Here is a 13,744-nt window from a genome sequence, read left to right as displayed (position 1 = left end):
AGACGATGGCAGCACTTACACCTATATCCCGCAAACCCATGTCGGTGGTTCTGCCCGCGGTGGCCATTGCCGGAGGTTTCCTTGGCATGTTCGTCGGGGCCGGGCAGGGCAGCGTCCTGCTGGGGATTTTGATCGGAGCCGCGCTTATGGCGGGGCTGGCCTGGGTCTATATGAACGTTCTGGACAATGAGAGCGTGGCTCGGTGGATCACTATACTAGGGCTGGGCGGGCTTGGCTTGCTGTTTGCCGGTGTTACCGGGCTGATTGTCGGGCTGCTGGCCGGATGGTTCTTCGCCTTCTTCATCTTCTGGCTTTATGAAGGCCGTTACCGGCAGAAACTGCTGCCGTATATGACCGGTCAACAGGTGTTCTGGCACTATACGTTCCGTGGGATCTGTGGTGCGATCTTCGTGTTCCTGATCACGCCGATCCTTGTGGTCCTGCCGCTGTCGTTCAACGCGCAGGATTTCTTCACCTTCACGCCCGAGATGCTGAGGCTGGACCCTGAAGGATATTCGCTGAAGCACTACCGCGACTTCTTCACCAATAATGAATGGCAGCGCAGCTTCAAAAACTCGCTGATCATCGCGCCGATTGCGACGTTCATTTCGGTTTCGCTGGGTACTTTGGCGGCCATCGGCCTCAGCCAGAGTCATGTTCCCGGGCGGCGTGCGATTATGGGTATCCTGATCTCACCCATGATCGTGCCGCTGATCATCTCGGCCACTGGTATGTTCTTTTTCTACAGCGATATTGGCCGGTTCCTTGAAGGCACATTGGGAATGGACAAGAACTTTGTGGGCTATGTGAAGGTCATTCTTGCCCACGCGGTTCTGGGTATTCCGTTTGTGATCATCACCGTGACGGCGACTCTGGTCGGGTTTGACCAGTCACTGACGCGGGCAGCGGCAAATATGGGGGCAGGGCCGGTGCGGACCTTCTTCAAGATCCAGATGCCGCTGATCCTGCCGGGTGTGATCTCGGGCGGATTGTTCGCCTTTATCACCTCGTTTGACGAGGTGGTTGTGGTGCTGTTCGTCGGCTCGGCCAGCCAGAAGACGCTGCCGTGGCAGATGTTCACCGGCCTGCGCGAACAGATCAGCCCGACCATTCTGGCGGTGGCGACGATCCTTGTGGTGATCTCAATCGCGCTGCTGACCACGGTTGAATTGCTGCGCCGCCGGTCCGAGCGTCTGCGGGGACTTTCCCCCGCTTGACGCACTCCGCGGCGTGATTTAGCCATTGCGACATGTAGCCCGGTCACGATGGCGTCGTGACAGTCAAACGGGCGCATGGCTCTCGGTTCCCGAGGCCGCTTGTCCTGAACGCCGGGACTTGTGGCCGGGCACCCTTCGTCCGGCATTGCAGGAGAGAGCATGATGACAGATCTGACAAACCGCCCCGAGTTCTTCACCAGCCACAATGGCGACAAGGCCCCGCTGCCGTTCAGCAAGGCAGAATACGCCCGCCGCCTGTCGGGCCTGCGCGCCATGATGGCCGCGCGGGATATACCGGCGGTGTTACTGACCTCGATGCACAATATCGCCTATTACTCGGGCTTTCTGTATTGCGCCTTTGGCCGTCCTTACGGCTGTGTTGTGACGCAGGACGCGTGTACGACGGTTTCGGCCAATATCGACGCGGGCCAGCCTTGGCGACGCTCGGTCGAGGAAAACGTCATCTACACCGACTGGAAACGCGACAATTACTGGCGCGCGGTGGCCGACCTGATCGGTGGTGCTAAGCGGATCGGTATTGAAGGCGACCACATGACACTGGCCGCACGCGACACGGCGCTTGCAATGCTGGGACAGCCCGAGTTGGTGGATGTGGCCGGTGATACGATGGCGGCCCGGATGGTGAAATCCGCAGAAGAGATAGAACTGATCAAGGGTGGGGCCCGCACCGCAGATGTGGGCGGTGCCGCTATCCACGCCGCGATCCGCGAAGGCGCGACTGAGATCGAGATCGCTATGGCCGGGCGTGACGCGATGGAGGCTGAGATTGCCCGCGCATACCCGGATGCCGAATACCGCGACACCTGGGTCTGGTTCCAGTCTGGCCTGAACACTGATGGCGCGCATAACCCCGTAACCAAGCGGGCCCTGCAAAAGGGCGATATCCTGTCGCTGAACACCTTCCCGATGATCTCGGGCTATTACACCGCGTTGGAGCGTACGCTGTTCCTGGGCGAGCCAGACGCTGACAGCCTGCGCATCTGGAAGGCCAACGTCGCCGCGCACGAATTGGGCCTAAGCCTGATTAAACCCGGCGCGACCTGTTCGGGCATCACCGCCGAGATCAACCGGTTCTTCGCTGATGAGGGCCTGCTGCAATACCGGTCGTTCGGCTATGGCCACTCGTTCGGCGTCCTCAGCCACTACTATGGGCGCGAAGCGGGGCTGGAGCTGCGCGAGGATATCGACACGGTGCTGGAGCCGGGCATGGTCGTGTCAATCGAGCCGATGCTGTGGATTCCCGAAGGTCAGCCCGGCGCGGGTGGTTATCGTGAGCATGACATTCTGGTTGTCGGCGATGACGGAGCCGAGAACATCACCGGCTTCCCCTATGGGCCGGAACACAACACGATCAACTGACACAAAGGGCAAGAGGGGCGTTTAGCCCCTCTTGCCACGTTCGTGAAAAATGAAGCCGATGAAATTCAGCAACACCTGCGCGGCTAGAATTTGTGTGCTTTCGGTTGGGTCGTAATTCGGCGCGACTTCGACCAGATCAATGCCTACCACATCGCCGCGTTGCGCCAGACCTTGCAGGATTTCCAGCACGTCATAATACAGAAAACCCCCGTGGCTGGGCGTGCCGGTGCCTGACGCAATCGAAGGGCAAAAAGCGTCGATATCAATCGTCACATAATACCGCGCGCCCTCAGGGATGCGGGCCAATACGCCCTCGGTTCCCAGTTTGCGGACCTGCCGCACCGACAGAATGTCTGAGCCACGGGCGCGGGCATCCTCGTAGCCTTCTTTCGCGGTCGAGGACACGTTGCGAATGCCCAACTGGGTCATGCCCGAGACATAGTCTTTCTCGATCGCGCGCCGCATCGGGTTGCCGTGCCCGGCAGTGACACCATGGCGTTCATCAACGAAATCCAGATGCGCGTCGATCTGGACCACATGGATAGGACCATTCTCGGCACAATTCGCGGCAAATGCGTTGATGCAAGGGATATTGACCGAGTGATCGCCGCCAATGGTGACAGGTAGGGCCCCTGCGTTCAGGATTTTCTGCACTCCGAACTGGATGTTGGCGTGGCTTTCCTCGGTCTTGGTGTGGATGATGTCGGCGTCCCCGATATCAACCATGCGGACCGAGCTATCCAGATAGGTCGCGTCATCTTCGTGATCATAGGCCCCCGCGTGACCAAAGCTGAACAAGGTCGACGCCTCGCGCACGGCACGCGGCCCGAACCGAGCGCCCGACCGCCACTGGGTGCCGAAATCGAACGGAGCGCCAAGAACGGCCACGTCTGCGTCTATCTGATCCCAGTCCTCGACATAGGGTGATTTGCCGAAGGTTGATATGCCTACGAAAGGTAGGTTGAGGCGTCCGCTGGAATACCCATGTGATGACATAGCTGAAGACCTGTTTCTTGTTTTCAAATCAAAACTTAGCCGGGTTCTTGGTCGGTGGATAGATCATCCAGATGAAGTTGGCGGTTGAATGTCCCCGCCGCCGGTGTCTATCTGACGGGGCGACTGGAAAGGAAATGCCGTGAGTGATCACGAACTGCCCCCGGAAACGGGTATTTTCTATATCAACTTGGACCGTGTCCCCGCACGGCGTGACTTTATGGAAGGGCAGTTTACCGCTGCAGGCGTGGCCGGTGCCGCACGGTTCAGCGCAGTCGATGGTCAGGTGCCGGGCGCCTTGGACAATAACGGCTATGTGCCGGGTGCAGGCAGCCGCTGGGGGCTGAAGCAAAGTGAAATTGCGTGCTTTGAAAGCCACCGTGCGGTTTGGCAGGCTGCGTTGGATCGCGGCCTTCAGTCGGTTGCAATATTTGAAGATGACGTGGAATTGTCTGCGGAAACGGGCAAGACAGTCTCGACCTTGCTGAGTAATCCGGCTGAGTACGATATGGTCAAGCTCGATTATTCCCCAAGGTCAATGAGGTTTGGAGAAGTAGGCCACATTTCGGACGTTCCGGTCAGACCTATGCTTGAGATGGCTCCTAGCTCAGCCGCTTATATTGTGACCCAAACCGCGTGTCGGAAGCTTCTTTCCTGGTCCGAGCAGTATTCAGACCATCTGGATGACTTCATTTCCTATCCGCGTACAGATTGGCGCATGTATCAGTGTTTTCCCGCCGTGGGCGTTCAGATGATCTGGTCAAAGCAACAGGATCAGACAGATGAAGAAGTAAAGGTCAGTGAGCGGTCGATAGACACCAAAACGAATACCGGTCTGGATAAAGGACCAAGCTGGTTCCGCATTCGGCGTGAACTTCGCGCGGCTCTGAGGAAATTGTACTGGCGGGTGGGCGGTGAAAAGCGATTGTTGGAGCAGGGCGGTTACGTCGGATTTATCCCCTGCGCAAAGGATCTAAAGGTGTAAGCGCGCAACGATTGCAGCGTCATTTGCACCGAACGTGGTCATTTGCCCTATAAGCGTTAACAAAACTACCATTTTGATATAACCTCGCGGTGTTGTTTCCAATTGGCACTTGGGTTTTTGGTATGAGTCAGACGATTTATGAACGCTATGGCGGCTTCAAAACGATCAGCCGGATCGTGATGACGTTCTACGAGATGGCTTTGGATTCCGACCAGATCGGAGATCATTTCGAAGACATTGACATGCCTCGCCTGATTGATCACCAAACCAAGTTTGTTTCTTCGCTTGTGGGCGGCCCGGCGTCGTTCAGCGATGACAGGATCGAGGCCGTTCATCGACACCTGAATATTTCTCATGCTGATTTTGACGAAATGGCGGATTTGTTCGGCCAGGCTTTGGAAATGCACGGTATGGAGGACGCTCATATCAAGATCGCGCTGAATGCCATTGAATCCAAGCGCGCAATCATCGTGACGCGCAACGCAGCATGAGCATTCTGGCGATAAATGAACAATTGCTGCGGGCAATTGGAGTGGGGATTGCCGTTGTGCGGGCCTCGGACCTTGGGTTTGTATTCTATAATGGTCCCTTTTCCGAATGGTTCGGAGCACCGTCCGAAGGGCAGACATTGCTGGATATGTTCCCCGATCTGGACCCGCGCGAGTTGGATGACGTCAAACAATCGGGTCTGCGCTACTCGGTCGAAATGCAGATCAAACCAAAGCGTCGGACTCTGGTCTTTGCGATGGCCGTGTCTCTGGCAAATGGTTCGGAAGAGCAGTTGCTGGTTGTTGAATACCAGAACATCACGCGCATCCGCGAGTTGGAGAGTATGATCGACAGCTACTCGACAATGGTCGAGCGTAACACACGTGAACTGGAGCGTGAAAAAGAGCGTGTCGAGCGTCTGTTGCTGAACCTGATGCCGCGCGCGGTGTATGAGGAGTTCAAGACCTTCGGCGTTGTCACGCCGCAGCTTTATGATCAGGTTTCAGTGGTCATGCTGGATTTCGTCGGTTTTACGGATTTCGCTGCGAAAACAGATCCCACAGTCACGTTGAGCGAGTTGAACGACATTTTCACGGCCTTTGACCGGATCGTCGAGCAATTCGGATGCGAGCGGATCAAAACAATCGGGGACGCCTACCTTGCCGTGTCCGGGATGCCGGACGCAACCCCGGATCACGCGACGGCGGTTGCGCATTGTGCGGTCAAATTCCTGCGTTATCTGGAAAGGCGCAACGAAAGCCACCCTCATAAATGGCAGGCCCGCATCGGGCTTGGAATGGGGCCTGCAGTGGGCTCTGTTGTCGGGATTCAGAAATATGTCTACGACGTGTTTGGACCGGCGGTGAACATCGCCTCGCGGCTGCAAGTCTTTGCTAACCCTATGAATATTGTCGCCCCTGAAGACATGAAATACGCCCTGATTGATGAATTCCAGGTTTCGGAGTTAGGACGTGTGGACATCAAGGGGATGGGGGAGATGGATCTGATCAATGTAACCTCTGGCCTTAGCTTGCCGCAGCCAAGGTCAGTGTTCTGATCAATCGTCTTGCGGCACCAATCCCAAACCCCTGAGATAAATGCCAATACCCGACTCCAGTAAGTCTTCGGGAGGGAAGGGCGATGTTGCACCGGTGTTTCTTGCATAAAGTTCCACGACACCGTGGCTCATGGCCCAAATATGGGCGCTGAACATGGAGGCTGGAGGGCGTTTTTCAGGTGGTATGTGCTGCGACAAGTCCGCTGCGGCCTTTTCCAATACGCTTTTTGCCCGGTTGGCAGCCAAGGAAAGTTCAGGCGTGCGGTTGATGGAAACGCCACTTTCGAACATCGCGATGTAATGGCCCGGGTGCTTGCGCGCAAATGCAAGATAGGCGCGCCCCGTTGCTTCGAACGCAGCAAGTGCCGACGGTTGCCCCTTGTCATAGGCATATTGCATGAGGTCCGCAAACATCTCGAACCCTTGTCTGGCTGCTTCGGCAATCAGGTCTTCACGGCCCTGAAAGTGCCGGTAGACCGCCGCTGGCGTCACCCCGGCGGTTTTGGCGGCCTCAGACAGGGTAAAACCCGTTGGGCCCTTTTCCTCGATCAGGGATAAAGCGGCCTCGATCAGGGCTTGTTTGAGGTTGCCGTGGTGATAGCCGCGTTTCGTCATCCCTGGGTCAGGTGCCTTTGTTGTCGTGAATGGGCGAAACTTGACATAATCCGAGTTGGCGCCTTCGTCCAATGTCTATCGCGTTGGAGACACGTGAATTTCATCACGAATCCCAGATTTCGGGGCCGCCGCAGATTTTCGTGTCGACCTCGCCTATGGCTTTGACGTCTTTCTCGTCATAGTCCAAGGCGTGTAGAACGGTTCGAATGGCGGCAAGGCGCGCACGTTTCTTGTCATCCGATCGCACGATGGTCCACGGGCACTGTTCGGTGTGGCTGCGCGTCAGGGTTTCCGAGATCGACTGGCTGTATTCATCCCATTTACCAAGTCCCTGAATATCAATCGGGCTGAGTTTCCATTGTTTCAACGGGTCAGTCTCGCGGGACAAGAACCGGTTAAGCTGCTCGGCCCGTCCCACATTCAGCCAGAACTTGAACAGATGAATTCCGTCGTTGATCAGACTGGTTTCCAGCGGCAAAACCTGTCGAAAGAACCTTTCGCGTTCTTCCGGGGTGCAAAACCCAAATACGTTCTCGACGACACCACGATTATACCAACTTCGGTCGAAGAACACGATTTCTCCAGCTGCGGGCAGGTGCGGGATATATCGTTGGAAATACCATTGGCTGCGTTCTTGATCAGAGGGTTTGCTAAGGGCAACGTTTCTGGCGCCCCGAGGGTTTAGGTTTTCTCGAAAGCGTTTGATCGTGCCGCCTTTGCCCGCCGCGTCGCGCCCTTCGAAAATGATAGCGATCCGGCGTTCGGTTTCCTTCACACAAGATTGCATCTTGACCAATTCAATCTGCAACGCCTCCATCTGTTTTTCATATTCTTTGCGCTTCATTCGCTCGTCATATGGAAAGCCGGGATTCAGGATGTCATCCTTATCTGCTTTCTCGATAGCGGATCGAACGTCCTTAGGAGCGTCTTTGCGGAAGTACTTTTCGATGGAACCTTTTTCAGACCGGGCCATGAACTACCTCTCGATAAAATCCAATTCCTACTATGGATTAGCCGAGGCTTTAACGCAAACCCGCCCGTTGAGCCGCCCGGTCGATGGCTTCGGCCACTTCAGGCGCGGCGACCACTTGTGGCATGTGTCCAATTCCCGGCAGTTCGATCAATTCGGCGCCGGGGATTTGTTCAATCAGGCGCTCGGAGTGCCACCCCAGCCCAACTGTATCGTCCGCAGTTCCATGCACAATCTCGGTAGGAACGGAAATGTCTATGTAACGCGGTTGCAGGGCGCGGATTTCTTCAAGAAGATTTGAGCGCTGTTTGGCATTTGCATGCATCGACGCTCGGCGAATGGTCAGGCCGGGCCCAAAGTGGCTGGCGTAGCCGTCTGGTGCGGACTGAGGGGCAAAAACCTGATCAAGCGCTTTTTCTACATACCAGTCCGGCACAAATGCGCTGATCAAAGGCAAAGCCAGTGTGTTGCCTGCCGAAGTTGACGCGAGCCTGTTGAACCCATCCAGCGGGGTTTCCCACGGGATCGCGGCGGGGGCGATCAGGACCAAACCCGCGATATTGTCCGGACGTGTAACGGCCCATGCAAGCGAGACTGAACCGCCATAACTCTGACCGGCAACAATCGGTTTGTCTGCGCCAAGCAGCGCGGCAGCTTTCTGAAGGATTTCTGCTTGTTCTTCAATCGTTTCCCCGTCGGGGTTAAAGCTTCCGCTATAGCCAAGACCGGGGCGGTCAAAAACGATCACCCGGAAGTTTTCAGCCAAAATCGGAGCCAACGCAAACGTCATATCTCGCGTATTCCCGCTGGACCCATGGATCAGAACCACATCCGGGCCTTGCCCCATCACGACCGCATGGATTGGGATGCCGTCCACATCGACAATCTGTCCTTCGGGCGGGAAGGATACTTCGGCGCGCGCTTCGTTTTGTGACGCGCGCCAAGCCGTTAATAGTGTAAGGCCAGATAGGAACAGCCCGAGGGTTATGACGGTTTTAACGGCCAATTGCATTCATATCGAATGGGGTCGACTGATAGATCTCATTGATCCAGTTGCCATAGAGCAGATGCGCGTGGCTACGCCACCGGTTCTGCGGAGATTGGCTTGGATCGTCATCCGGATAGTAGTTCTTTGGCACATTGATGGGCGCGCCGCTCGCTACGTCACGATCATATTCCTGCTTTAGCGTGTCACTGTCATATTCGAAGTGATTGAAAATGTAGATTGCGCGGTGCGCGGGGTCCTCGACAAGGCAGGGACCAACTTCTTCGCTGCCCAGCAAGGTCTTCAGTCCCTCAGCACTGTCAATCTCATCCTGTTTCATTTCGGTCCAGCGGCTGACAGGGATCACGCAATCGTCTGAAAATCCACGAAGAAACGGCGAGGCCGAGTCCAAGTTTCGATGCCGGAAGCACCCGAAAGCCTTGGCGTCCAGCATGTGTTTTTTGACGTCATGGAAGTGGTTGATCATCGCCATCCCACCCCAGCAAACGCCAAAGGTCGAGTGTACGTTGGTTTGTGTCCAGTCGAACACTTCGCTGATTTCGTCCCAATACGTCACATCCTGAAACTCCAGATGTTCGATTGGTGCGCCAGTGATGATCAGGCCATCGAATTTCTGATCCTTGACCTCCTGAAACGGGCGATAAAACTCGGCCATGTGTTCGGCTGCTGTGGTTTTGGTCCGATGCTCGGTCATGCGGATCAGCGACAGATCAATCTGCAATGGGGTCGCGCCGATTAGACGGGCAAACTGGTTTTCCGTCTGGATTTTCTTGGGCATCAAGTTCAACAGCCCGATGCGCAAGGGGCGAATATCCTGACGCATAGCCTGATCCTCGGCCATGACCATGACGCCCTCATTGGTGAGGACGTCAAATGCGGGCAGGTCGGCGGGAATCTTGATTGGCATCAGGTGCTAGCCTTTAGAATTATTGTGTAAGAGCGATAGTTAAGCGCGGTTTGGGCGTGTCTCAAGGGTGCGTTCGATCAACTCGTCGAAATCAGAGGCATCTCTGACGTCGTGCATGTCTTTAGCCGAGATGGATACACCCCAATTGTCGGCCATCGCCTGATAGCGCGGCTGCCGATGTGCAAGCGCGCGCGCATAGGTCCATCGGACGAAGGCATCCGGGTCAACTTGCGCGGGCTGGCACCCGTGTTCATCCAAATATTCCTCCCAGACCCGTGTAAGGAATTCGGGCTGGTAGGACATCGGTTTGGGGGCCTTGTCAAAACGGCGGATCAGCTCGGCTGTATGTTCCTCGTCGCCCTTTAGCCAGATCATCAGTGTCTGGCGTGACAATTCGGATAAGACCTGATCACGAGGGTCGTTTGGATCAACCCACTCACAGATCGAACCACCCGTGTCGCAAATGAAATGAGGGTACTGATACAGGCGTTCTGCGCGGTCGATGAAGTATTCCGTATCCAAAAGGGCGTGAATCTCGGCCATGCGAAACTGTTCCTGCCTGCGGCGATATTCTGACAGTTCCAGCCCGCCCAGCGCCGGATCACCCGGTTTGCCGAGATAAGCGGCAACCGGAGTTAGGTTTTCAAACGTGATGTTCGAGCCGATATAGATTGAGTCCGACAGCAGAAGGTCGCGCAGAAACGGCACTTTCATGGCCTGCGCTTTGGCATTGTCTGCGATGTACTCGCCCATGTATCGCGTTCCGATACGGTAATCGATCGAGTAGTGGAACCAGTCGCCAGAATCACGCAGGACATTGGAAACATAGGTCTTGCCAAGGCCCGACATGCCGAAAAACAGCACCTTCTTTCTTGCCGCCTCGCGCCACTCTTTTGCCGAGCTGTAGATCATGGTCCGCTATCCCTTTTTGCGACCTTGCTAAATGGGGCAGGGGGCGGCGTCAATCAGGAGTGGATGAGCGGTTGAGTATCAGCAGCCCCAGCGCGAGCACGGCGAACCCCGCATAGGCCTGAGGCTGCAAGGTTTCATCCCGAAGGATTGCGCCCAAAACAATCGCCACGGGCGGGATTATGAGGGTTACTAGCAATAGGTTTCCAGCACCTGCCATGGCCAGTACGCGGTAATACAACAGATATGCGCCCGCCGTGGCAATCAGCGCGTAATACGCGATGGCCAGCCAAGTTGATGCGGGCAACGCCAGCGATGGAACACCATCAACTGCAAGTGTTATCGGCAGGATAACGATGGTTGAGCTTGTAAGCATTCCCGCTGCCGCAACAATCGGTGGGAGGCCAGACAAAGTCTTTCGGGCCCATGCACCGGCCAATGCATATGAGATTGCGCCAGCGATGATCGCCAGTTGTGCGGCACTTTGCAGATCGAATTTGGTGAAGTTGTTTAGCCCAATAGCAATCGCCACGCCCGTAAAGCCCAGCCCCACGCCCAGGGCACGACCCTGAGTCAGTTTTTCATCTTTGAAGAACATGGCCGCGATCAATACGCCAAAGATCGCTGTCGCCGCATTCAGGATCGAGGTCAGGCCCGTTTCGATATGCAACTGCCCCCATGCCATCAAGGTAAAGGGTATCGCGTTATTCAGAAGCCCCATAACCAGAAACGCGCCCCAGATACGCGGGTTATTCGGGATTTTTGTTCCTTTGATCCATACGACGATCCAAAGTGCCAACATCGCCCACAGGACACGATGAAGAACCGAAGTCATGACGGGAATGGTGTCCAGCGCAATCCTGATAGAAACAAAGGATGCGCCCCAGATCAGCCCAAGCAACAAAAGCTCGGCCCAAGCCTGAGTGGATATGCGTTTCTGCGGTGCCATGCTGATGTTTCGCATTCAGCCGAAGGAAACGCGACCCGAAACATGCGAAAAGGCCCCGCCGATTGGCGAGGCCTCTATTCAGATCGTTTGACGCTTGATCAGTTCAGAGCGTAGGTCAGCTGCAGACCAACACTCCAGGCTGAGTTGCCCGAGAACTGACCGCCGGTGGTGGTCGTCGCATCACCAATGTCGGTGTAGCGGATACCGCCCGAAATCTGCGCCTGCTCGAACGAGTATGTGCCGCCCAGACCAAGGCTCCAGAACCCGTCAGTCGGGCCCAGGTTGGAGACCAGTGCGTCAGTCGAAGTTTCGTAACCAACGGAAACGGCCCCCGAGAATGCTTCGGAGAACTGATAGCCTACGCCCAGCGTGTAGGTGAAGGTATCGTCTTCGTAATCCACAAGGTTAGAACCGGTGATTGCAACATAGCTTGGCGGAGCCAGAACCGTTTGCGGCCAGTCAACCCAACGGACCGATCCAAAGACCAGAGTCTTGGGTGCAACACCTGTCTGAAAGTCCAGGTTGACCGATTGCGGTGTTTCTACCTCGGTTTCGGAAGAAACCGAAACAAGCGGGGCAGGAACCGGCGGTGGGCGCAAGTTGAAGGTCTCGGTGCCGGTGAAGTCGTGCGTGATCTTCGAGTTGTAGACCAGCGAGACACGCGCCGCGATCTCAGGGCGTTCCCATGCGACACCGACAACATAGCCGAAGTCAACTTCGGCGCCGGGATCAAACGAATACCCAGCAGCAGCAGGGACCGCAACGGACGCATCTGCACGCTGGCCACGGATACCACCAATGGCGCTGAAACCGCCATCGAACTTGTAGCGAAGCAGCGCAGTAATTGCGTCTACGTCAGCTTCGGCGCGCAGGACGTCGTTGTTGCGTCCGCCTGCAATAGCAAGCGGGTTTTGCGACAGCGGATAGGCGCTGGGATAGCTGACATCCGCACCGAACGGCTCGTCGTAGATGACCGCAAAATCCAGACGGTCATTGAACGAATGCTTGTACGCAAGGCCCGGCGAAAAGAAGCTGTTTGCCACGTTGCCGGACGGAACGCCATTCTGCGACCCGCTCACGTCCGGGTCAGCGTAGCCAAGCCGCAACTGAACAACATTGCCTTCTTCGAACAGAATGTTGACGCCCTGGCCGCTGCGGTCCAAACCGCCAGCATAGGCCCCAGTAGCACCAACGCACACAGCGCACGCCTGTAGAAGCGCTTTTTTCATCTAGTTCCTCCCTCAAAGGTCACTTGTTCGGTCAGCACTAGTGCTTGAGTGGATAAGGCTGACCACCTACATGATGCTCGTTATTCTCTGATGCTTTACCTTATCGTCAACAGGTGACGGTGCGTTACTTGTTTGGCTGGTCGCCGGGGAGTGTTGCTAATCGGTTACGATTTTCGGCGTGAACATTCATAAGGATACCTGAGAAGATCACGGCAGCGCCCAGAAGGGTCCATTGGTCAAGCGGTTCTTGGTAGAGAATCATACCGACGATCGCGATTGTCGGCAGTCGCGCAAAGTCAAAAGGCACCACGACAGTCGCCGGAGCAATCGCCAAAGCGTTCGTTATACAATAGTGGGCAAGCAGCCCCGCCAGACCAACCAACAGCAAAAACGGAGCCGTTTGTGCCGATGGCAAAGCGATTTGTCCGTCTATCCCAGATGCCACCAAACCCAGAATGGCCTGAATGATAGTCAGCCAGAACATGATGCATCCAATACTGGCGAATTGGGTTAGTTTCTTTGTCGATATTGTCGTGAGTGCAAAGAACACTGCTGAAAGAGCTGCAGTAATCAGGCCGGTACTCAGGGGGGCGGCTCCGGGGCGGGCGACGATTAGGATACCCGCGAACCCGATAAGTGCCGACATTACCCTTACGGTTGTCAGCCTTTCCCCCAGTAGCAAAGGAGAAAGAAGAATGACCCAGATCGGTTGCGTAAACTCAAGCGCGAAAACCTGCGCCAAAGGAATAACCGTAACGGCATAAAACCACAGGTTTTGCCCGGTGAAATGCATGACATTTCGCACACAATGCAGGCCAATGCGCTTGGTGGTAACGTGATGCCACGTGCCGGACAGAGTTAGAACCAAGGACACGACGACGATTCCAACAAGGCTGCGGTAAAACATGATTTCAAACGTGTCGTGCGTCACGCTCAACTCACGGCCCGCGATTGCCATTGACGAGAAGGACGCAATGGCCCCCGTCATCCAGAGCGCAGCCTTTCCGATCTGAGGTTTACTACTGTCCATTCACCAGC

General features: G+C 55.8%; 14 protein-coding genes. 5 read left to right on the top strand and 9 right to left on the bottom strand.

What is annotated here, in order from left to right; genetic code table 11:
- The first annotated feature begins 5 nt into the window (after nucleotides 1–5).
- Nucleotides 6–1,217, top strand: coding sequence for an ABC transporter permease (locus ACT2B1_RS11060; RefSeq protein ID WP_481667741.1), 1,212 nt, complete (start codon nucleotides 6–8; stop codon nucleotides 1,215–1,217).
- A 162-nt stretch (nucleotides 1,218–1,379) separates the two neighbouring features.
- Nucleotides 1,380–2,597 (top strand): aminopeptidase P family protein, encoded by a 1,218-nt coding sequence (locus ACT2B1_RS11055; protein ID WP_171121250.1) that lies wholly within the window; start codon nucleotides 1,380–1,382, stop codon nucleotides 2,595–2,597.
- 21 nt (nucleotides 2,598–2,618) lie between these two features.
- Here ACT2B1_RS11055 and speB read toward each other — a convergent pair whose 3' ends face one another.
- Complete coding sequence (speB, locus tag ACT2B1_RS11050; protein WP_171134782.1) at nucleotides 2,619–3,593, bottom strand: agmatinase; 975 nt, start codon at nucleotides 3,591–3,593, stop codon at nucleotides 2,619–2,621.
- 139 nt (nucleotides 3,594–3,732) lie between these two features.
- Here speB and ACT2B1_RS11045 point away from each other — a divergent pair, with 139 nt between their 5' ends.
- From ACT2B1_RS11045 to ACT2B1_RS11035, 3 genes are all read left to right on the top strand, one after another.
- Nucleotides 3,733–4,575 (top strand): glycosyltransferase family 25 protein, encoded by an 843-nt coding sequence (locus tag ACT2B1_RS11045; protein WP_481667740.1) that lies wholly within the window; start codon nucleotides 3,733–3,735, stop codon nucleotides 4,573–4,575.
- A 122-nt stretch (nucleotides 4,576–4,697) separates the two neighbouring features.
- The gene (locus tag ACT2B1_RS11040; protein ID WP_171121253.1) at nucleotides 4,698–5,066 is read left to right on the top strand and encodes a group I truncated hemoglobin; all 369 of its coding nucleotides are present in this window, start codon (nucleotides 4,698–4,700) and stop codon (nucleotides 5,064–5,066) included.
- A complete protein-coding gene (locus ACT2B1_RS11035; RefSeq protein WP_481667739.1) occupies nucleotides 5,063–6,121 on the top strand; it encodes an adenylate/guanylate cyclase domain-containing protein in 1,059 nt (352 codons plus the stop codon). The genes ACT2B1_RS11040 and ACT2B1_RS11035 overlap by 4 nt, the downstream gene beginning before the upstream one ends.
- Here the strand turns inward: ACT2B1_RS11035 and ACT2B1_RS11030 are convergent, their stop codons facing one another.
- From ACT2B1_RS11030 to ACT2B1_RS10995, 8 genes are all read right to left on the bottom strand, one after another.
- Nucleotides 6,122–6,736: a TetR/AcrR family transcriptional regulator gene (locus ACT2B1_RS11030; RefSeq protein WP_170384099.1), complete on the bottom strand. Its 615-nt coding sequence runs from the start codon at nucleotides 6,734–6,736 to the stop codon at nucleotides 6,122–6,124.
- Between the two features lie 103 nt (nucleotides 6,737–6,839).
- Entirely contained in the window at nucleotides 6,840–7,709 is an 870-nt protein-coding gene (gene ppk2 / locus ACT2B1_RS11025; RefSeq protein ID WP_481667738.1) for a polyphosphate kinase 2, read from the bottom strand.
- A gap of 49 nt (nucleotides 7,710–7,758) precedes the next feature.
- Entirely contained in the window at nucleotides 7,759–8,718 is a 960-nt protein-coding gene (locus tag ACT2B1_RS11020; protein ID WP_481667737.1) for an alpha/beta fold hydrolase, read from the bottom strand.
- A complete protein-coding gene (metA, locus tag ACT2B1_RS11015) occupies nucleotides 8,702–9,619 on the bottom strand; it encodes a homoserine O-acetyltransferase MetA (protein ID WP_171121257.1) in 918 nt (305 codons plus the stop codon). Before metA ends, ACT2B1_RS11020 begins: the two co-directional genes overlap by 17 nt.
- Before the next feature lie 39 nt (nucleotides 9,620–9,658).
- On the bottom strand, nucleotides 9,659–10,531 hold the full coding sequence (locus ACT2B1_RS11010) for an ATPase (protein WP_171239348.1): 873 nt from the start codon (nucleotides 10,529–10,531) through the stop codon (nucleotides 9,659–9,661).
- A gap of 49 nt (nucleotides 10,532–10,580) precedes the next feature.
- A complete protein-coding gene (locus ACT2B1_RS11005; RefSeq protein WP_171239347.1) occupies nucleotides 10,581–11,477 on the bottom strand; it encodes a DMT family transporter in 897 nt (298 codons plus the stop codon).
- Between the two features lie 98 nt (nucleotides 11,478–11,575).
- A complete protein-coding gene (locus ACT2B1_RS11000; protein WP_171239346.1) occupies nucleotides 11,576–12,706 on the bottom strand; it encodes an OmpP1/FadL family transporter in 1,131 nt (376 codons plus the stop codon).
- Between the two features lie 124 nt (nucleotides 12,707–12,830).
- Nucleotides 12,831–13,736 (bottom strand): DMT family transporter, encoded by a 906-nt coding sequence (locus ACT2B1_RS10995; RefSeq protein ID WP_481667736.1) that lies wholly within the window; start codon nucleotides 13,734–13,736, stop codon nucleotides 12,831–12,833.
- Nucleotides 13,737–13,744: the final 8 nt, after the last annotated feature.

The organism is Ruegeria sp. S263, from assembly GCF_056780525.1.
The sequence above is the reverse complement of the archived record's forward strand: the minus strand, read 5'-3'. Positions and strand labels throughout refer to the sequence as shown.

Excerpts from the sequence above, each read along its gene's own strand:
- ACT2B1_RS11060 (WP_481667741.1), top strand. The coding sequence starts at position 6 with ATGGCAGCACTTACACCTATATCCCGCAAACCCATGTCGGTGGTTCTG.
- ACT2B1_RS11055 (WP_171121250.1), top strand. The coding sequence starts at position 1,380 with ATGACAGATCTGACAAACCGCCCCGAGTTCTTCACCAGCCACAATGGC.
- speB (WP_171134782.1), bottom strand. The coding sequence starts at position 3,593 with ATGTCATCACATGGGTATTCCAGCGGACGCCTCAACCTACCTTTCGTA.
- ACT2B1_RS11040 (WP_171121253.1), top strand. The coding sequence starts at position 4,698 with ATGAGTCAGACGATTTATGAACGCTATGGCGGCTTCAAAACGATCAGC.
- ACT2B1_RS11035 (WP_481667739.1), top strand. The coding sequence starts at position 5,063 with ATGAGCATTCTGGCGATAAATGAACAATTGCTGCGGGCAATTGGAGTG.
- ACT2B1_RS11030 (WP_170384099.1), bottom strand. The coding sequence starts at position 6,736 with ATGACGAAACGCGGCTATCACCACGGCAACCTCAAACAAGCCCTGATC.
- ppk2 (WP_481667738.1), bottom strand. The coding sequence starts at position 7,709 with ATGGCCCGGTCTGAAAAAGGTTCCATCGAAAAGTACTTCCGCAAAGAC.
- ACT2B1_RS11020 (WP_481667737.1), bottom strand. The coding sequence starts at position 8,718 with ATGCAATTGGCCGTTAAAACCGTCATAACCCTCGGGCTGTTCCTATCT.
- metA (WP_171121257.1), bottom strand. The coding sequence starts at position 9,619 with ATGCCAATCAAGATTCCCGCCGACCTGCCCGCATTTGACGTCCTCACC.
- ACT2B1_RS11010 (WP_171239348.1), bottom strand. The coding sequence starts at position 10,531 with ATGATCTACAGCTCGGCAAAAGAGTGGCGCGAGGCGGCAAGAAAGAAG.
- ACT2B1_RS11005 (WP_171239347.1), bottom strand. The coding sequence starts at position 11,477 with ATGGCACCGCAGAAACGCATATCCACTCAGGCTTGGGCCGAGCTTTTG.
- ACT2B1_RS11000 (WP_171239346.1), bottom strand. The coding sequence starts at position 12,706 with ATGAAAAAAGCGCTTCTACAGGCGTGCGCTGTGTGCGTTGGTGCTACT.
- ACT2B1_RS10995 (WP_481667736.1), bottom strand. The coding sequence starts at position 13,736 with ATGGACAGTAGTAAACCTCAGATCGGAAAGGCTGCGCTCTGGATGACG.